17 protein-coding genes and 1 pseudogene are annotated in these 19,362 nt (G+C 60.1%); 9 read left to right on the top strand and 9 right to left on the bottom strand.

Going from position 1 to position 19,362, the window contains the following annotated elements; genetic code table 11:
* The first annotated feature begins 56 nt into the window (after positions 1–56).
* Positions 57–593, top strand: a complete 537-nt coding sequence (locus L9059_RS09125) for a hypothetical protein (RefSeq protein WP_247290187.1) — start codon at positions 57–59, stop codon at positions 591–593.
* Positions 594–736: 143 nt separating this feature from the next.
* Here the strand turns inward: L9059_RS09125 and L9059_RS09120 are convergent.
* Positions 737–901 (bottom strand): annotated as a pseudogene (locus L9059_RS09120) (NAD(P)-dependent oxidoreductase); the annotation flags it as partial.
* A gap of 211 nt (positions 902–1,112) precedes the next feature.
* Here L9059_RS09120 and pssA point away from each other — a divergent pair.
* Complete coding sequence (pssA, locus tag L9059_RS09115) at positions 1,113–2,456, top strand: CDP-diacylglycerol--serine O-phosphatidyltransferase (protein ID WP_247290185.1); 1,344 nt, start codon at positions 1,113–1,115, stop codon at positions 2,454–2,456.
* A 20-nt stretch (positions 2,457–2,476) separates the two neighbouring features.
* Here pssA and efeO (L9059_RS09110) read toward each other — a convergent pair whose 3' ends face one another.
* From efeO (L9059_RS09110) to efeU, 4 genes are read right to left on the bottom strand one after another with little or no spacing between them, the layout of a single operon-like run.
* Positions 2,477–3,301, bottom strand: a complete 825-nt coding sequence (gene efeO / locus L9059_RS09110) for an iron uptake system protein EfeO (protein WP_247290183.1) — start codon at positions 3,299–3,301, stop codon at positions 2,477–2,479.
* A gap of 26 nt (positions 3,302–3,327) precedes the next feature.
* Positions 3,328–4,638, bottom strand: coding sequence for an iron uptake transporter deferrochelatase/peroxidase subunit (gene efeB / locus L9059_RS09105; protein ID WP_247290181.1), 1,311 nt, complete (start codon positions 4,636–4,638; stop codon positions 3,328–3,330).
* A complete protein-coding gene (efeO, locus tag L9059_RS09100) occupies positions 4,635–5,855 on the bottom strand; it encodes an iron uptake system protein EfeO (protein WP_247290180.1) in 1,221 nt (406 codons plus the stop codon). The genes efeB and efeO (L9059_RS09100) overlap by 4 nt, the downstream gene beginning before the upstream one ends.
* 8 nt (positions 5,856–5,863) lie before the next feature.
* A complete protein-coding gene (gene efeU / locus L9059_RS09095; protein ID WP_247290178.1) occupies positions 5,864–6,703 on the bottom strand; it encodes an iron uptake transporter permease EfeU in 840 nt (279 codons plus the stop codon).
* A gap of 249 nt (positions 6,704–6,952) precedes the next feature.
* On the opposite strand from efeU, the gene L9059_RS09085 reads away from it, so the two are divergent.
* The 6 genes from L9059_RS09085 (at position 6,953) to L9059_RS09060 (ending at position 13,775) form a co-directional block, all read left to right on the top strand.
* A complete protein-coding gene (locus L9059_RS09085) occupies positions 6,953–7,969 on the top strand; it encodes an AraC family transcriptional regulator (RefSeq protein ID WP_247290176.1) in 1,017 nt (338 codons plus the stop codon).
* A 168-nt stretch (positions 7,970–8,137) separates the two neighbouring features.
* Positions 8,138–9,802, top strand: a complete 1,665-nt coding sequence (locus L9059_RS09080) for an AMP-binding protein (RefSeq protein WP_247290174.1) — start codon at positions 8,138–8,140, stop codon at positions 9,800–9,802.
* 16 nt (positions 9,803–9,818) lie between these two features.
* The gene (locus L9059_RS09075) at positions 9,819–10,580 is read left to right on the top strand and encodes an SDR family NAD(P)-dependent oxidoreductase (RefSeq protein ID WP_247290172.1); all 762 of its coding nucleotides are present in this window, start codon (positions 9,819–9,821) and stop codon (positions 10,578–10,580) included.
* An 11-nt stretch (positions 10,581–10,591) separates the two neighbouring features.
* Positions 10,592–11,785: an acetyl-CoA C-acyltransferase gene (locus L9059_RS09070; RefSeq protein WP_247290169.1), complete on the top strand. Its 1,194-nt coding sequence runs from the start codon at positions 10,592–10,594 to the stop codon at positions 11,783–11,785.
* 74 nt (positions 11,786–11,859) lie between these two features.
* Entirely contained in the window at positions 11,860–12,987 is a 1,128-nt protein-coding gene (locus L9059_RS09065; protein ID WP_247290167.1) for an acyl-CoA dehydrogenase, read from the top strand.
* A 14-nt stretch (positions 12,988–13,001) separates the two neighbouring features.
* A complete protein-coding gene (locus tag L9059_RS09060; protein WP_247290165.1) occupies positions 13,002–13,775 on the top strand; it encodes an enoyl-CoA hydratase in 774 nt (257 codons plus the stop codon).
* A 600-nt stretch (positions 13,776–14,375) separates the two neighbouring features.
* Here L9059_RS09060 and L9059_RS09055 read toward each other — a convergent pair.
* The 3 genes from L9059_RS09055 to L9059_RS09045 all read right to left on the bottom strand — a co-directional run bounded on the left by L9059_RS09055 (position 14,376) and on the right by L9059_RS09045 (position 17,489).
* On the bottom strand, positions 14,376–15,527 hold the full coding sequence (locus tag L9059_RS09055) for an acyl-CoA dehydrogenase family protein (RefSeq protein ID WP_247290163.1): 1,152 nt from the start codon (positions 15,525–15,527) through the stop codon (positions 14,376–14,378).
* 3 nt (positions 15,528–15,530) lie between these two features.
* A complete protein-coding gene (locus L9059_RS09050; protein WP_247290161.1) occupies positions 15,531–16,637 on the bottom strand; it encodes an enoyl-CoA hydratase/isomerase family protein in 1,107 nt (368 codons plus the stop codon).
* Positions 16,638–16,778: 141 nt separating this feature from the next.
* Complete coding sequence (locus L9059_RS09045; RefSeq protein WP_247290159.1) at positions 16,779–17,489, bottom strand: HPP family protein; 711 nt, start codon at positions 17,487–17,489, stop codon at positions 16,779–16,781.
* 356 nt (positions 17,490–17,845) lie between these two features.
* On the opposite strand from L9059_RS09045, the gene L9059_RS09040 reads away from it, so the two are divergent.
* A complete protein-coding gene (locus tag L9059_RS09040) occupies positions 17,846–18,769 on the top strand; it encodes a site-specific integrase (RefSeq protein WP_345894290.1) in 924 nt (307 codons plus the stop codon).
* Between the two features lie 24 nt (positions 18,770–18,793).
* On the opposite strand, the gene L9059_RS09035 is transcribed toward L9059_RS09040, so the two are convergent.
* Positions 18,794–19,351, bottom strand: a complete 558-nt coding sequence (locus L9059_RS09035) for a PqiC family protein (protein WP_247290158.1) — start codon at positions 19,349–19,351, stop codon at positions 18,794–18,796.
* Positions 19,352–19,362: the final 11 nt, after the last annotated feature.

The following is a 19,362-nucleotide window of genomic DNA, read 5'->3' as shown; positions in this document are numbered from 1 at the left end:
GCTGAACTAGTTTCAAGCCCGATCTTCTAATCCTTTTTCCGACCTGACATTAACCCGTGCCCAGAATACTGACCGAATCCACGGCTGAAGAAGCCTTGACCGAACACAATGCGAAGATGTTCGGCTCGCCCAAAGAACGCCTGGATTTCTACCGAAGGGAGATCCAGTACGAGACCAGCATCCTGGCCAACCGCACCGACGCCTACCTGGCGGCGCAGTCGTTCCTGGTGATTGCGTTTGCATCCTGTATGGCAAACCTCAACCCCGAGTGGGGCAAGCTGTTTACCTTGGTCGTACCGCCGTTTCTGGCGCTGCTTGGGTTACTGAGCTCCCTTAATGCCTGGCCTGGCATCCGGGCGGCGTACGACATCATCGATCACTGGCATTTCAAACAGAGCGAACTGCTGCGCAGTGAACCATTGATGGGCCTGGCCTACGACGAATCGCCTTTGTTCAGCGAGATGGAGTCTTCGCACAAGGGGTACCGCAAGTCGCTGTTGTTTTCGGTGCGGACTCCCTGGATCTTTGCGACATTTTGGGTGCTGCTAGGGAGTTATGCGGTGTTCATCCAGGTTACGAATCCTGGCGGTTGAATAGCCATGAGCCTTTGGTGAGGACTGGCGGGGCGACTGTTACAGCATCGGCTTGCCACCGGTCACGTCGTAGTGCTGACCCATGATGTAGCTGGCTTCATCCGAGGCGAGCAGCACATGGATCGGCGCGACCTCCACTGGCTGCCGATGCCACTGTCGGCGCCGGTAATCAGGGCAATCTTGCCCCCCAGCCGGCCTGAACCCTTATAGCTTTGCTCGCCGCAGTCTGGATAGGGTCTCATTTTCTTCTGGGAACCGGGGACGGATTGGGCCTGTTTAGGGAAGGGCGGGTTTGGGTAGTCGTTCATCGTGAATCTCCAATCTCAAGGCGAAAGAGCCAGAGGGTGAACCTTGGGCTTTTGGCCTGGGTTCGGCTGGATTTTCGCTCGCGGTGGTGAGCGGTCAAATGCGATGGCCTTAAGAAGCCGGCTTGCTGGCAACCCAGACAACACGGTGTGCCAGGCGCTGCGCCATGGTGTAAGCTCTCCGACTCTTTGGATTCGACCCTTTGCGAGCCCTATGCCGTCGCTTTTCAAACGCTCCCTGCTGCCAAAACTGCGCAGTTTTCCGCTGACCGCCGAGGCCGTCACCATCCTCCCGGGCGCCGCCGATTTTCGTCGCTGCCTGCTGGAAAAGATCGCCAGTGCAACCCGACGCATCTACATCGTCGCGCTGTACCTGCAACAGGATGAAGCCGGCCAGGAAATCCTCGATGCCCTGCATGCCGCCAAACTGGCCCGCCCGGAACTGGACGTGGTAGTGGTCGTCGACTGGCTGCGCGCCCAGCGTGGCCTGATCGGTGCCGGCAAACAGCCAGGCAACTCGGCCTGGTACCAGGAGACCACCCGTACCCATGCCAGCGAAGTTCCGGTTTACGGCGTGCCGGTGCAGAGTCGCGAGCTGTTCGGCGTGTTGCACTTGAAGGGTTTTGTGATCGATGACTGCGTGATCTACAGCGGCGCCAGTCTGAACAACGTTTACCTGCACAAATTCGACAAATACCGCTATGACCGTTATCACTTGTTGCTCAACCGCGACCTTGCTGACTCGATGCAGCACCTGGTGCAGCACGGTCTGGTCGCTTCCAAGGCAGTCAATCGCCTGGATTTACCCAACTTGCCGACGACCCGCAGCCTGCGCAACGACATTGGTGATCTGCGCAGCCGCCTCAAGCACGCGGCCTACGACACCACCAGCGGCACCACGGACAAAAGCGGGCTCTCGGTCAGCCCCTTACTCGGCGTTGGCAAGAACAACCCGCTGAGCCGGGTGATATGCGAGTTAATCGCCAGCACCCAGCAGCAGTTGACCATCTGCACGCCGTATTTCAACCTGCCGCTGGCCGTGACCCGGGAAATCAACCGGGCACTGGCCCGGGGCGTGAGGATCGACATTGTGGTCGGTGACAAGACCGCCAATGATTTCTACATTCCTCCCAGCGAACCCTTCAAGGTAATCGCGGCGCTGCCGTACCTGTACGAAATCAGCCTGCGCCGTTTCGCCAAGCGCCATCAGCGATTTATCGACAGCGGCCAGTTGAACCTGCACCTGTGGAAGGACGGCGACAACACTTACCACCTCAAGGGCATGTGGGTCGATCAGCGTTACACCTTGCTCACCGGTAATAACCTGAACCCACGGGCGTTCCGTCTCGACCTGGAGAACGCCTTGCTGATCGATGATCCAAAAGGCGAACTGCTGGCGCCACGCCGGGAAGAGCTTGGGCAGATTTTCCAGCACACTAGGCGCATCGGCCGATATCAGGACCTGGAAACGCTGGTGGAGTATCCGGCAGCGGTAGCCAAGTTCCTCAAGCGCGTCAGCCGTGTGCGGATCGAGCGGCTGCTGTACCGGATTCTGTGAGACAAGGTGCGTCCAAGAACTCAATTCAACCCGAGCTTGCCCCGCACCAACGACAAATCTTCAGCCAGGGTATTGACCGGGCCAACCAACATCTTGCGATCGTTGTCCTTGACCTTGTCATACGTCTGGAAGCCACCATCGCCGGTTCGGTACTTCGCCAGAATCTTGTCCACGGTCGCAAAATTCTTGTCGACCTTGGCGATGAGCGCCGGGTCCTGCTGGGCGATCTGCGCACGGAACAGGTCCACGATTTTCTTCGCTCCGTCGATATTGCCCTGGAAGTCATACAGGTCGGTGTGGCTGTAGCGGTCTTCTTCCCCGGAGATCTTCGTCGCCGCCACTTCCTCCAGCAGCGCGGCCGCGCCACCCACCACTTTCTCAGGCGGGAACGTCAGGCCGGCCACGCGGGTCTGCAGGTCCTTCACATCCGAGTTCAAACCATCAGCGAGCGCATCCAGGCCCTCGGTGCTTTTCTGCGAAAACAATGAATACTCGATGCGGTGAAAGCCAGTGAAGTCTTCAGCCGTCACGCCTTTCTCGTGGTCGTCGACCCGGGAGTCAATGGACGCATCCAGGTCACTGAACAGCTCGGCAATCGGTTCGATCGACTCGTAGTAAACCCGGGTCGGTGCGTAGAGTTTCTGTGCGGTGGCCAGATCACCTTTTTTCACTGCGTCGGTGAACGCCTGGGTGTGGTTGGCCAACTCTGCCAGTTGCTCGGTGACATAGATCTTGTAATCCGAAACCGGTCCGACCAGATCCAGCGGCGCGGTTGCTGCGAACGCCGTCAGTGGCGTATTGAGCAAGCCCAGGGTCAGCAGCAACGCGAGAGGTTTTTTTTTCATGAGGCGATTCCGTAATGATTGGGTGGTCATGCGTTTGCTTTACGTTCAACAGCTGGATGCGTTGCCTGGAGCAATGAGCGACCGATGAAGTCCTGCTCACCCACGGCGCCGGGCAGGGCAAAGAAGTACCCGCCACCGACCGGTTTAAGGTATTCCTCCAACGGCTCGCCATTGAGTCGGGTTTGCACGGTGATGAAGCCTTTCTCCAGATCGGCCTGATAGCAGATGAACAGCAAGCCCATATCCAGCTGACCATTGCTGTTCACACCGTTGGAATAGTTGAACGGTCGACGCAGGATCAGGTTGGCCTGGGTTGCGGCGGTGCGCGGATTGGCCAGACGGATATGCGCATCCAGCCGGGTCAGCTTGCCCGCCGGGTCCCTGGAATAATCCGGCACCTGGGCTTCGTGCGTCCCCCCCATCGGCGCGCCAGAATTCTTGACCCGGCCGAGGATGCTTTCCTGCTCCTGTAACGGTGTACGGTCCCAGCGCTCGACGAAGTTGCGGATGATCCGCACCGCTTGATAGCTGCCATTCGCCGTCCACGCCGGTTCATCGCTGCCAGGCTGGACCCACACAGTCTGATCCATGGCTTGGGCGTCATTGGAGTCGGGATTGGCCGAGCCATCTCGAAAGCCGAGGAAATTGCGCGCACTTTGCCCCGGCACGCCGGGTTTGACCGGAGGCTGAGGCGGCACGCTGCCTTCCTGTTTCCAGCGTACCAGCAGCAGGTCCGGGAGGTTTTTCACGATGTCGCGCAAGGCGTGGATATTGGTATCTGTGGTGTTGGCACAGAACTGCAGGCTGAGATCGCCATGACAGCAATCGGCGTCCAGCGCGTCGTTGGGGAAGCCGACCATGCGTATCAGGCGCTTGGGTTTTGCCGGCGCCAGGCCAAAACGTTCGTCAAATAGCGATTCGCCGACCGATACGGTGATGGTCAGGTTGTCGGACGTCACCACCGGCCCGAGAATTCCCGAGTCCATGGGCGGCAGTTGCGGGTCGACCTGCGGCACCGGCCCACCTTGCATCAGGAATGCAATACGCTCATTGAGGGTACGAAACAGGCGTTCTAGGTCTTCCCGATCGCTGGCCAGCACGTCGAAGGTCACCAGCATGCCCGACGCCGGGCGCGGGGTAACGATGCCGCTCTGGTGCTGGCCGTAGAAGGACTGACGGTCTTCGGTTTGGTCACTGCTGGGCGCTTCGGTGACCTGCGCGGTATTGGCGGCCATTGCCGGGCAGCTCAGGGCCGAACCTGCCAGGGCCACGCCGGCGGCGCCCAAGCCCTTCAATACGCGGCGGCGCTGGAGGTTGAAGTGTTCTGCATCGTTCATCGGTGTGCGTCTTCTGCTGACAGGCCGGAAAGGCCCAGGGCGGGGTCGATAGCTTCTAGCGCAGTGGCAAGCGCCTTGGCTTTGTCGGCGATCTGCTGGCGTTGACCGGCACTCACGGTGTCGTAACTCACGTAACCCTGCGCGACCTTGAAGCCATTGAGCTGGGCATCGAACGTGACGATGGCGCCATCAACGCTCTGCAGCAGATCGGCAGGGGCCTTGGTGAGCAACGGGTGCAACAGCTCGACGACTTTGCGCGTGACCTGCAGATTGGCGGCGAAACCATTCAGGTCGGTGTGGCTGTAGCGCTCTTCCTCACCGCTGCTGGCACGTACCTCGGCCAGGCTGTTGAGGTTGCGGGCCAGCATGCTCACCAGCTGTTCCGGCTGCAGAGACTGGGCTAACAGCTGCTGCTTGAGCGTGGTGACGTCAGCGACCAGGCGCTGTGCGGTGGGCGTCAAGCCGTCGAGATTACGCTGCTGGAACAGTGCGTACTCGAGCCGATGGAAACCGATAAACCCGGGGTCCTGCTCGCGCTTTTCGAAGTAATCGGCGCGTGCGTTGATCCCGTTGTTCAGCGCCGCCAGGCGCTGCGCCGCCGGGGCGAGGCGTTGATACGCTGTGCGCGCCGGTGCATACAAGGCTTGGGCCAGGCTCAGGTCGCCGGCCTGGATAGCCTGCTGCAGGGCGGTGACCGCCTTGATCAGTACGGTGCCTTGCAGGCTCAGGTAGACGCGGAACTCCGACAGCGGCCCGACGAAGGCCACCATCGAAGGCTTCGCTTTGGCGGCAGCATCCGACGCGGCGGTGGGCGTTACGTGCAAGGTGCCCCGGGGGTTGCTCAACAGCCCACAGGTAATCGCATAGTCGCCGGGTAGCAAGTTGGCGTTGATCGCCTGGCTCAGGCCCGGGGCGATGTTTTCCCGCTCCTCAACCACCAACACACCATCGAGGATTTCCCATTCCACCGCCCGGTCTGATCGATTGACGATACGAAAACTCACAGGCCCGGCGGGGACAGTGAGGGCGTTGGGCTCGCAGCTGTGGGGGTGAATGGTTACCAGCACCTCATTGTGGTGGGTCTGGCGCTTGGCCGCTGCGATCGTCGAGGCGTAATAAAACAACCCGCCAGCGGCAATCATTACAACGACGGAGCCCAGCACCGCCCAGCGCAAGGTGCGCGGTGGGAAGGCTTGGGGTGGGGCTTGATTTGGCATGGGAGCCCTTACTGGATGGAAACTGAAGTGGATGGCCTGGCAGGTGCCGGCGTGGGCAGGAAAAACATCACCAGCGCCACCACCAGGTAAATCAGGTAAGCACCCAGGGTGCTGGTCGTCGGGGCGTCCTGGTAACCGAACATCCCGGCCAGGACCGAACCCACCGGGCCATCCATTGGCAGCGTGGTGCTGAAATCGAACAACACGCTTTGCAGGTGATTCCACACGCCGGCTTCGTGCAGAGCCTGCACCGAATTGGCGAGAATCCCGGCGGCCACCACCAGGATGAACAACCCGGTCCAGCGCAAGAATGCACCGAGGTTCAGGCGCATGCTGCCGGTGTAGATAACGAAGCCGACGCCGATGGCCAGGATCAGGCCCAGCAGGGCGCCGACCGGTGCCGCCGGACCTTCGCTCTGCTGGAACACCGCGAGCAGGAAAAACACCGTTTCCAGGCCTTCGCGGGCCACGGCAAAGAACACCATGGCAATCAACGCGGTGACTTGATGCCTGGAGCCCTCCAACGCGTGGTCGAGGGAGGCATGCAGCGAATGCTTGATCGATCGGGCGACTTTGCGCATCCAGAACACCATGGAACTGAGGATGGCCACCGCCACCAGTCCGACCACGCCTTCGAAGAGTTCCTGCTGCTTCTGCGGAAACTCGGCACTGACCAGTTCCAGGCCGCCGCCGACCAGCAAAGCCAGCGCAGCGGCGAGAAACACGCCGACCCACACGGCCGGCATCCACTGGCCACGGCCGGTCTGCTTAAGGTAGCTGGCGATGATGCCAACGATCAGCGCGGCTTCAATGCCTTCTCTAAGCATGATCAAAAAAGGAACGAACATTCAGCACCGGAAGATAATTAGATAGGGTGCTAATTTGTAACATAATGACACTCATTCGCATATGATGATGAGTATCAATTGCCTGAACGCGAGCTGAACAAGTCTGTAGGCGCGAGCTTGCTCGCGAAAAACCTGAGCACGCCGCAGGGTGTCAGGTTCCCCGCGTTATCGTTAAAGACCCTCGCCAGCAAGCTGGCTCCTACCTGTAATATGGCGGTATTCGAATAATCACCTGGCCTGCCTGATTCAATGTCGAAAAAAGACACCATCTCCATCCAACTGGTGCGCGAAGCACTGTTGCAAAGTTGTGCCCCCGGCATGGCTACCGCCGAAGTACTGGAAAAGGTCGGCATTGACCCCGCGTTACTCGCCACCCTCAGTGCGCGGGTTCCCGCGACGGCCTATGCACGGTTATGGCGGCTGCTTGCCCGACGGGGTGACGATGAGTTTTTTGGCATGGATCCGCGCCCGCTGCGATCCGGCAGTTTCGAGTTTCTCTGCCGCAGCGCCATGGCCCAGCCCAGCCTGATGGCGGGCCTGACCTGCGGGTTGGGCTTTCTCTCGCTGATGTTCCAACACCTGCCAGCGCATCTGGTGCGACAGCAGAGCCTGGCGGAAATCGTGCTGGTCGAGGACGAGCAGCCCGCCAAGCGTGCGTTCACGTATTTCACCTACTGGATGATCGTGCATGGCGTCGCCTGCTGGCTGGCAGGGCGCAGGATACCTATCCTGGCAATTGAACTGCGGTGCCCTGCACCGGATTTCCAGGACGACTACCAAGTGATGTTTTCCCAGAACCTGCGATTTGATCGACCACGCACTCGCATGATTTTCGCCGCCGATTGCCTGGATGTGCCGATCCGCCGCAGCCCCGAGGAGCTCAAGCGTTTCCTGGCCCATGCGCCGGCCAATATTCTGGTGAAATATCGCGATCCGCAGAGCTTGGCCAGCCGGATCAAGCACGACTTGCGGCAGCTCACGGCCCAGGACTGGCCCGAGACCGAGACGCTGGCGCAGCAACTGTGCATGTCGGCCTCGACCTTGCGGCGGCGCTTGGCGGAAGAGGGGCAGACGTACCAGGGGCTAAAGGACAGCGTGCGCAAGGAGCTGGCGATCGTCTGGCTGGCGGACCCGGCCATCAGCTTTGCCGAGATCGCGACGCGCCTGGGGTTTGCCGATGCCAGCTCGTTCTACAAGGCGTTTCGCAAGTGGTCGGGATCTAATCCGGGGCATTACCGCAGTCTTATACTCAATGAGGCGGATTGAGCTGGATTTTGTGGGGGTAGGACTGGCCCTACACCTCTTGAACCTTGGCCAAACCAGTCAAGAAACTTGAAAGCTTTGACCATTGTCCCGCTCAGCGCACAGAGCGACTATTTCATCTGTTGATTACGGTTCCCCCCAACCTAATAAGAATACAGAGGGATTCTGGCAATGCGCGACTACCTGTCTGCCACTTCACAGTTCGATTATCAGCACACCGTCGATGCCGCACTTGCCGGCGATCTCACTGCACTCAATGCCTGCGTCGAGTGTTGCGACCGGCACGCGTTGCCTGGGCGCATCGCACTGTTCTGGGAGGGACGCGACGGCGCCAGCGCGACGTACACCTTCAGCGAGTTGCAGGACAAGGCCGCACGGTTCGCCAACTTCCTGCTTGAGCAGGGTGTACGCAAAGGCGACAAGGTTGCCGGCCTGTTACCCCGTAACATCGAACTGCTGGTCACGGTGTTCGCTACCTGGCGCATCGGTGCAGTCTACCAACCGCTGTTTACTGCTTTTGGCCCCAAGGCCATCGAACATCGTCTGGGTAGCTCCGGTGCCAAGGTGGTGGTTACCGATGCGGGTAATCGCAGCAAACTTGCCGAGGTCGAAAACTGCCCGACCATCGTTACCGTGTCAGGGCCAAAAGGCCAGGGCATCGTGCGCGGCGACTTCAGCTTCTGGGCCGAGCTGGCCAATTATCCTGCGCACTGCGAACCGGTACTGCTCACCGGCGAAGACCCGTTCCTGCTGATGTTCACCTCCGGTACGACCGGCCCGTCGAAAGCCCTGTCCGTCCCGCTCAAGGCCATTGCCGCGTTCCAGAGTTACACCCGCGATGCGGTCGACCTGCGCCCGGAAGATGCATTCTGGAACGTCGCCGATCCTGGATGGGCCTACGGCATCTATTTCGGCGTCACCGGGCCGCTGGCCATGGGGCATCCGATCACCTTCTATGACGGCCCATTCACCCTCGAAAGTACCTGCCGGGTCATCAACAAATACGGCATCACCAACCTTACGGGCTCGCCAACCGCCTATCGTTTGCTGATAGCCGGCGGCGACGAGTTTGCCCGTTCGATCAAAGGCAAGTTGCGCATCGTCAGCAGTGCCGGTGAGCCGCTGAACCCGGAAGTGATCCGCTGGTTCGCCGACAATCTCGGCGTGGTCATCCACGACCACTACGGCCAGACCGAACTGGGCATGGTGCTGTGTAATCACCACGGCCTGGAACATCCGATTCACCTGGGCGCTGCCGGTTTTGCCTCGCCCGGCCACCGCATTGTGGTGCTGGACGATGCCTATCAGGAGTTGAGCGTCGGTCAGCCGGGCATCCTGGCCATCGATCGCAGCCAGTCGCCAATGTGCTGGTTCGCCGGATATGAAGGCGCGCCGACCAAGGCGTTCGTGGGTAACTATTACCTGAGCGGCGACACCGTCGAGTGGAATCCCGATGGCAGCATCAGCTTTGTCGGGCGCAGTGACGACGTGATCACTACCTCCGGCTACCGGGTCGGCCCGTTCGACGTGGAAAGCGCGCTGATTGAGCACCCGGCGGTGGTCGAGGCCGCCGTCGTCGGCAAGCCCGATCCGGAACGCACCGAGCTGGTCAAAGCCTTCGTCGTGCTCAGCGCGCAGTACCGCGCCGATCCGGCGCTCGCCGAAGAACTGCGCCAGCACGTGCGCAAGCGCCTGGCCGCGCATTCGTACCCCCGTGAAATCGAATTTGTCAGCGAATTGCCGAAAACCCCAAGCGGCAAATTGCAGCGCTTTATCTTGCGCAACCAGGAAATCGCCAAGGCTAAAGAGGCTGCGGCGAAAAACGTTTCAGCTTGAATCCAAGGAAACAGTGATGCAGATCGAAAACAAGGTTTTTCTCGTTACCGGCGGTGCGTCGGGGCTGGGTGCTGCTACCGCTGAAATGCTGGTGGGCGCCGGTGCCAAAGTGATGCTGGTTGACATGAATGCCGACGCCGTCGCCGCTCAGGCCCTGCGCCTGGGTGCGCAAAGTGTGGTCGCTGACATCAGCGATGAGAGTGCCGCGCAAGCCGCCGTGCAAGCGACGGTCACGGCCTTCGGCGGCCTCAATGGTCTGGTCAACTGCGCCGGCATCGTGCGCGGCGAAAAAATTCTCGGCAAGACTGGCCCCCACGCGCTTGCCAGTTTCAGTCAGGTAATCAACGTCAACCTGATCGGCAGTTTCAATATGCTGCGACTGGCGGCAGCGGCGATTGCCGAGACTGAAGCCAGTGCAGATGGCGAACGCGGAGTGATCATCAATACCGCATCTGCCGCTGCATATGACGGCCAGATTGGCCAGGCGGCTTATGCGGCGTCCAAGGGCGCTATCGTCAGCCTGACCTTACCCGCCGCCCGTGAACTGGCACGTTTCGGCATCCGCGTGATGACCATTGCCCCGGGCATTTTCGAGACGCCAATGATGGCCGGCATGACGCCTGAAGTACGCGCGTCTCTGGCGGCTGGCGTACCGTTTCCACCGCGCCTCGGCAAACCCGACGAGTATGCCGCGCTGGTAAGGCATATCATTGAAAACAGCATGCTCAATGGCGAGGTGATCCGTCTCGACGGTGCCTTGCGTATGGCCGCCAGGTAGGAGAACGTGTCTTGACTATTGCCAACGATCCAATTGTTATTGTGAGCGCCGTGCGCACCCCCATGGGTGGGTTCCAGGGCGAGCTTAAAAGTCTCACCGCACCACAACTGGGCGCCGCCGTAATCAGCGCCGCCGTCGAGCGCGCCGGTATCGCGCCGGAATTGGTCGAAGAAGTGCTGTTTGGCTGCGTTCTGTCCGCAGGCCTTGGCCAGGCTCCGGCGCGGCAAGCCGCGCTGGGTGCCGGCCTGGATAAATCAACCCGTTGCACCACGCTGAACAAGATGTGCGGCTCGGGAATGGAAGCCACGATGCTCGCCCACGACATGCTTGTCGCCGGCAGTGCCGAGGTAGTCATTGCCGGCGGCATGGAGAGCATGTCCAACGCGCCGTACCTGCTGGACCGCGCACGCAGCGGTTACCGCATGGGTCACGGCCGGGTGATGGATCACATGTTCCTTGACGGTCTTGAAGACGCCTACGACAAAGGTCGCTTGATGGGCACCTTCGCCGAAGACTGCGCCGAAACCAACGGCTTCAGCCGTGAAGCCCAGGATGCTTTTGCCATTGCCTCGACCACCCGCGCACAGCAGGCGATCAAGGATGGTAGTTTCAAGGACGAGATAGTCCCGCTCACCGTTACCGTCGGCAAGGAGCAGGTGCTCATCAGCAACGACGAACAACCGCCGAAAGCCAAACTGGACAAGATTGCTTCACTCAAGCCCGCGTTCCGCGACGGTGGCAGCGTCACCGCGGCTAACTCCAGTTCAATCTCCGACGGCGCGGCGGCATTGGTGCTGATGCGCCGTTCCGATGCCGAAAAACAGGGGCTGAAGCCTCTCGCTGTGATTCAAGGCCATGCTGCGTTTGCCGACACTCCGGGCCTGTTTCCGGTAGCTCCGGTGGGCGCAATCAAGAGACTGATGAAAAAAACCGGCTGGTCCCTCGACCAGGTCGATCTGTTTGAAGTCAACGAAGCGTTTGCGGTGGTCAGCCTGGTGACCATGACCCAGCTGGAAATCCCCCATGAGAAGGTCAACGTGCACGGCGGCGCTTGTGCACTGGGCCATCCGATTGGCGCATCAGGCGCGCGGATCCTGGTGACCCTGCTCTCGGCGCTGCGCCAGAAAGGCTTGAAGCGCGGCGTTGCAGCCATCTGCATCGGCGGCGGTGAAGCCACGGCCATGGCGGTGGAATGCCTGTACTGAAATGCAGAAGAGTCCGCTCCCGCAGGGGCTGCCACCAATTCTGTACCTTCAGGCTCAACTTTTAAGGATTTGGCATGATTCCCAATGACGAACAATCCCAGATCAGCGACGCGGCACGGCAGTTTGCCCAGGAACGGCTGAAGCCATTCGCCGCCGAGTGGGACCGCCTGCATCGTTTCCCCACCGAAGCCATTGGTGAAATGGCCGAGTTGGGCTTCTTCGGCATGCTCGTGCCGGAGCAATGGGGCGGTTGTGATACCGGTTACCTGGCCTACGCCATGGCCTTGGAAGAGATCGCGGCCGGCGACGGCGCGTGCTCGACCATCATGAGCGTGCATAACTCGGTCGGCTGCGTGCCGATCCTCAATTACGGCACCGACGAGCAGAAGGAACGTTTTCTCAAACCCCTGGCCAGGGGCGAAATGCTTGGCGCTTTTGCCCTGACCGAACCCCAGGCCGGTTCCGACGCCAGCGGCCTGAAAACCCGTGCGCGCCTGGAAGGCGACCACTACGTGCTCAACGGTTGTAAACAGTTCATCACGTCCGGGCAGAACGCCGGCGTGGTGATTGTGTTTGCCGTGACTGACCCGAGCGCAGGCAAACGCGGAATCACCGCGCTGATCGTACCCACCGATTCACCAGGCTACAAAGTCGCGCGGGTGGAAGACAAACTCGGCCAGCACGCCTCCGACACCTGCCAGATTCTCTTCGAAGACGTAAAGGTGCCAGTGGCCAACCGTTTAGGCGAGGAGGGTGAAGGCTACAAAATCGCCCTGGCCAACCTCGAAGGCGGTCGCGTTGGCATTGCATCGCAGTCGGTGGGCATGGCCCGTGCCGCGTTCGAAGCGGCCCGTGACTACGCCAGAGAGCGGGAAAGTTTCGGCAAGCCGATCATCGAACATCAGGCCGTAGCGTTCCGATTGGCCGACATGGCCACCCAGATTGCCGTTGCCCGGCAGATGGTGCACTACGCGGCGGCCTTGCGTGACAGCGGCAAGCCGGCACTGGTCGAGGCCTCCATGGCTAAACTGTTTGCCTCGGAAATGGCCGAGAAAGTCTGCTCCGCCGCCTTGCAAACCCTCGGTGGCTACGGTTACCTGAACGACTTCCCGCTGGAGCGCATCTACCGCGACGTGCGGGTTTGCCAGATCTACGAAGGTACCAGCGACATTCAACGCATGGTTATCTCGCGCAACCTTTGAACAGGAGTCCATTTGTGAACTACGAAACGATTTTGCTGGAAATCCACGGTCGTGTTGGCCTGATCACCCTGAACCGGCCCCAGGCATTAAACGCCTTGAATGCGCAAATTGTCAGCGAACTGAACCAGGCGCTCGATGGCCTGGAAGCGGATTCGAACATCGGCTGCATTGTGCTGACCGGTTCGAAAAAGGCCTTCGCTGCCGGCGCCGATATCAAGGAAATGGCCGAGCTGACTTATCCGCAAATCTACCTCGACGATCTGTTCAGCGACAGCGACCGGGTTGCCAACCGCCGCAAGCCCATCATTGCTGCGGTGAACGGCTTTGCCTTGGGGGGTGGCTGTGAGCTGGCCCTGATGTGCGACTTTATCCTGGCCGGCGACAACGCCCGGTTTGGCCAACCGGAAATCAACCTCGGCGTGCTGCCTGGCATGGGCGGCACCCAGCGCCTGACCCGCGCAGTGGGTAAGGCCAAGGCGATGGAAATGTGCCTGAGCGGGCGATTGATCGATGCAGTGGAAGCGGAACGCTGTGGCATCGTGGCGCGTATCGTGCCGTCGGATGAGTTGCTGGCTGAGGCGTTGAAAGTCGCCACTTTGATCGCCGCAAAATCCCTGCCGATTGCAATGATGGTCAAGGAGAGCGTGAACCGCGCGTTCGAGGTCAGCCTGTCTGAGGGCGTGCGCTTCGAGCGTCGGGTGTTCCATGCGGCGTTCGCGACGCAGGACCAGAAGGAAGGGATGTCAGCGTTCATTGCCAAGCGTGAGGCTGAGTTCCAAGGCAAGTAATTCGTCGTTTTCCGCAACGCTATCGCGAGCAGGCTCGCTCCCACAGGTAATCTCTTCAAGCTGGAGATTACCTGTGGGAGCGAGCCTGCTCGCGATGCTTTTGGCAGCATCCCGAAAATAAACTGAACAAAATTAGAGACTTGAGGCCATCGGCTCGCCTGTATTCGAGCTGGAACGACTCGTTTATGGTGAACTTGCCTGGACGCTAAACAAGGCTTCAGGACGAAGCCAACGTTTCAGGGCCAATCAATCCACTTGTTCAGAGGTTTTCATGGCCAGATGTCATTTTGTACACGCTGCATATTGCACCCCCATAGCCTACGCCCCACAGGGTATCGATCTTCATATGGAGCCCATTGCAGGGGACGTCGTCTATTGGGTAAAAAACGAAGGGAAAGCTGTGTTGATTACCCAGCGCACCCTCATTTTTGACGAAGATCACCAATCTGTCTCGGTGCTCTTCAAAGTCAATGAGTTGCCAGCGATAGAACAAGAGGGGATAACTCAGCAGTTGACTCGATAGACTCTTGATTGGAACCAGCCCCCCGCGTTCCGGCTGCACCAGGAACGCGGGTTCGATCGCCTGACTAACGTTACTGCTTACACGCTGTAGTTCTTCAACTCCCGCGCAATCACCATCCGCTGAATCTCGCTCGACCCCTCGTAGATCTGCGTAATCCGCGCATCGCGGTAGTAGCGTTCCACCGGATAATCTTCCAGATAGCCATACCCACCATGAATCTGCATCGCCGAAGAACAAACTTTCTCGGCCATTTCCGACGCGAACAGCTTGGCTTGTGACGCCTCCGACAGGCAAGGCTTGCCGGCGCTGCGCAGGCGCGCCGCGTGCAGGATCAACAGGCGCGCCGCGTTCAGCCGGGTGTGCATGTCGGCCAGCAGGTTCGCTATGCTCTGGTGCTCGATGATCGGCTTGTCGAACTGCACCCGGCCACGGGCATAGTCCAGCGCCGCTTCAAACGCGGCGCGAGCAATTCCCAGCGCCTGGGCGGCGATGCCGATGCGTCCGCCCTCGAGGTTGGACAGGGCGATGGCCAGCCCCTTGCCGCGTTGCCCCAACAGATTAGCCTCGGGGATTGTGCAATTGTTCAAGGTCACCGCGCAGGTATCGGATGCGCGAATGCCCATCTTGTGTTCAGTACGATCGACGATGAAACCGGCAGTATCGGTCGGCACCAGGAATGCTGAAATACCGCGCTTGCCCAGGTCCGGGTCGGTCACCGCAAACACGATTGCCAACTTTGCCCGCTTGCCGTTACTGACAAATTGCTTGGCGCCGTTGATCACCCACTGGCCGTCGCGCAGTTCAGCGCGGGTGCGCAGATTGTGGGCTTCGGAGCCCGCTTGGGGTTCGGTCAGGCAGAAGCAGCCAATGGCTTTCCCGCTGGCCAGGTCCGGCAGCCAGGTCTGTTTCTGTTCTTCGGTGCCGAAGTTCAGTACAGGCCCGCAACCGACGGAGTTGTGGATGCTCATCAGGGCACCCGTGGCGCCGTCACCGGCGGAAATTTCCTCCACCGCCAGCGCATAGGCCACGTAATCAACATAAGTGCCGCCCCATTCCTCGGGGACCACCATGCCCAGCAGGCCCAGTTCGCCCATTTTCGCCACCAGGGCGTCATCGATCCAGCCGGCCTTTTCCCAGGCTTGGGCATGAGGCGCGATCTCGCCCCGGGCGAAATCGCGAGCCATGTCGCGGATCATCACTTGCTCTTCGCTCAATTCGATATCGTGCATGGCTCAGCTCCCGCTCCGGTCGAAGCCTTCGAAGAAACTCGCCACATGCCCGGCGTCCAGCGCCTGCAGGGTCGGCGGGTTCCAGCGTGGCGTCTTGTCTTTGTCGATCAGCAAGGCGCGTACGCCTTCAATCAGGTCGCCACGCTCGAACCACTGGCGGTCCAGGTGCAGTTCAAGGGCAAAGCAGTCTTCCAGACTCAGGTGGCGACCCCGGCGCAGCATTTCCAGGGTGACACCCATGGCCAGCGGCGAGCGTGCTTCCAGCAGGTCGGCGGTCGCCAGCGCCCATTCGTGGCTGTCAGCGACCGTTACTGCTCGCAGTTGCTCAACCATACTCGGCACGTCGGGCAAGGCGAAGAAGTGATCGATGACCGGGCGCAGTGCAATCAACGGTGCATCGGGTAGTTGCTGCACCGCGAGCCTGGCCAGTAACCCCTGCAGGTCCTTGAGCGGTGTGTCGTGCCATTCCATCTGATCAAGCTGGTCGTCCAGCGTAGCGATTTTATCGCTGTCCAGGCACCAGTCGGCCAGCCCGCAATAAAGTGCGTCGGCAGCGCGAATCTGCACGCCGCTGACGCCCAGGTAGATCCCCAGCTCACCGGGTACGCGAGACAGGAAGTAGCTACCACCGACGTCCGGGAAATAGCCGATACCGACTTCCGGCATCGCCAGGCGGCTCTTTTCAGTGACCACCCGCAGGTCGGCGCCTTGCACCAAGCCCATGCCGCCACCGAGGACAAAACCATCCATCAGCGCCAGCACCGGTTTGCGGTAGTGGTGGATGGCGAGGTCGAGGGCATACTCCTCGACGAAGAAATCCTGGTGCAGCGAGTCGCCGTTCTTGAAACTATCGTACAGCGAGCGGATGTCACCACCGGCACAGAAGGCTTTTTCACCAGCGCCGCGCAGTACGACGGCGTGTACCGTCGAATCCAGCGCCCAGGCGTCGAGCTGGCGTTGCAGGTTGCGCACCATGTCGAGAGTCAGGGCGTTGAGGCCACTGGGGCGATTGAGGGTCAGGTGACCAATGTGGTTGCGTACTTCGGCCAGCACATCGTTTTGCATGGCATCCATGGACCGAGTCTCCGGAGAAGAAACCTGAGCAGTCATCACTAACTCCCTGCTTTTATTGTTCTTTATTGAGAAGCTCGCACGCGAGCGATCCCGGATCGTACCAGTGCAATTTTGTCATGTACAACCGAGATATCTGCAGGTCGAGTCTGCAGATATGCATGCAAGAACATCAAGTGGCTAGACGGTACGCCTTTGGAACACATGGCCGATACTGCGCCGCCGGGCATGCACTTCACTGGCATGAATCAACTGCTCAAGGTCTTCGGGCGTGACGTCGTAGAATGCCTCCAGGTCTGCCAGGGCCAGCTTCAGATCCTGGGCGGTAATGGCCTGGCTGTCGACCACGGCAGAACCGGCGGGCACCGCCACCGGAGGGTCACCTGCACGTTTGGGATAACGGATGCGCGTCAGGTTGTTGTAAAGCAGGGCACACAGCAACAGGGTTGCGGCCCCGAGCATGACCGGTGCCAAGGCTTGCCAGTCCAGGGCGATCGTTGCAGGGTCGGCTAACACCAGGGTAAGCGCCAGGGCGCCCGCTGGCGGATGCAAGCAACGCAGCCAGCACATCAGAATCAGCGCAATGCCCGCCGCCAGGCAAGCGCTGGTCAACGTTCGACCGAGCACGTGCGCCACCAGTAACGCCACCACCGCGGCACTCAGGTAGCCGCCCAGGATCGACCAGGGTTGGGCGAGGGCACCGGAAGACACGGCGAACAACAGCACGGCCGAAGCACCCAGCGGCCCGATAAGATGTTGGGCCACTTCGACGCCGAACACCTGACTGCACAGCCAGACGGTAAACAACGTGCCTATGGCCATGCCAATCGCGGCACGGCTCCATTCGGTGGGGCGAGTGTTGATGGCAGCAGGTAGCCAGCGAGCGAGCATGAGTCAAACGATCCGTTGAAAAATCCAGGCAAAAAAAAGGCTCGGCTGGAAACCCAGTAAGCCCTTGAAGGTGTTCCAACTGTTGGGGGAGGAACGCGTGCAGTTTGCCTTGCTACCACACGACATACAAATTCATATTAATGCATGTTTAATGCATTAATAATGAATTTAAATGCGCCCAGGGAATATTCAATCGGTAGCTGATTTGACTTTTGTGGCCCCGGCCGGCAGGGTTGGGAGCCCCTCCGGGGCACGTCAGGTGATGAATCTTGTGGTTTGTCCGGCACCTGATTATCCGAAGGCAGCCCCATGCTGTTTTTTGTTCAATACACTGATTTCATTCAAGGCTGTTTCGTTTGACTGACTTACCCGCTTCCAAGGCTAACCCGCTGACCGTCTACCTGGCGCGATTGGCACCCTCCAGCCAGCTGACGATGCGTTATGTCCTGCAGGATGCCGCCGATCGACTGGGTTTCGAAGACATGAATGTCGAGGAAATTCCCTGGCATCAATTGCAGCCGGAAGACGTTGTTGCCCTGGTTGCAGCGCTGCGCGAGGACGGTTATGCGCCCAACACCTCGTCGCTGTATGTCAACGCGGTGCGTGGGGTGATGAATGAGGCCTGGCGCATGAGCCTGATCAGCCAGGAACACCTGTTGAAGATGCGCTCGGTCAAAGGCATCGCCGGGACGCGGCTGTCCCAGGGGCGCAACCTGCGCCGTTCGCTGATCCAGGAACTGATGGCGGTGTGTGCCGCCGACCCCAGGCCCCAGGGGCTGCGCGATGCCGCTATTATCGCAATTCTGTATGGGTCGGGGATGCGCAAGTCGGAATCGGTCAACCTGGACCTGAGCCAGCTCGATTTTGCCGAGCGCAGTCTGCGAGTCACGGGCAAGGGCAACAAACAGCTGATCAAATATGCGCCCACCTGGGCATTCGCCAAACTCGACGCCTGGCTCCAACTGCGCCGCTCGGAGCTCAAGGAGGGCGAGGTGGATGATCCGTTCCTGTTCAACCGCATTCGTCGAGGCAGCCACATCACCCGCGAGCGCATCACCAAACATGCGATCTATTACATTGCCCGCCAGCGTGGCGCTCAGGTCGGCGTGAAGATCATGCCCCATGACTTTCGGCGGTCGTTCATCACCCGGGTGATCGAGGAACATGACCTGTCGATCGCGCAGAAGCTGGCGCACCACAGCAATATCCAGACCACCGCCAACTACGATGTGCGTGACGACAATGAGCGGCGGCGGGCGGTCGATCGTTTCGATCTGTGATCGCCAGCAGGAGCAAGCTCGCTCCTACAGATTGGCGGGGCAGGTCTTTTGCGGGTTGACTGCCGCCTGACTGATCAGCGCAGCCAGACGCTTCACGTTGTTCTGCTGGGCCGTCACCAGGTCGTCAATCGACGGCCCCGAAAGGGTCTTCAAGGTGCTGCGGCAGGTGAGGAGGCCGTTGTCGGTGGGCCCGACGTCACGCAAGCGCCATTTCACGTCGATCAGCCCGTATTGACCAGGAATCGAGTCAAACCTCTGCACCTCAAGGCGCACCGAGATATTGCGTCCGGGGTTGCTATTGACCATCTGGTCGATCAGCGCACTGCGTAATTCATCCACCAGGCTGGCGCCCCACCATTGGGTTTCAAGAATGGCGATGCCGGTACTGCCCTGACGCACGACGATCTGCGGACGATCGACCTGGGGCGGAACGGTGAGCGATTCGACCTGGATTTGCGCAGTGGACCGCGAATTTACGTTCATCTGCGCGGGGGTCAAGGTATGGAACTGGATCGGATCACTGCGGCAGGCCGCGAGCAATGACAGCGCGGCGAGCAGGGTGATCTTCAGCGGAAAAGCCATGGGTGATGCTC

This window comes from Pseudomonas violetae (genome assembly GCF_023072615.1).
GTDB lineage: Bacteria > Pseudomonadota > Gammaproteobacteria > Pseudomonadales > Pseudomonadaceae > Aquipseudomonas > Aquipseudomonas violetae.
This window is presented reverse-complemented; position numbering and strand designations above follow the sequence as displayed.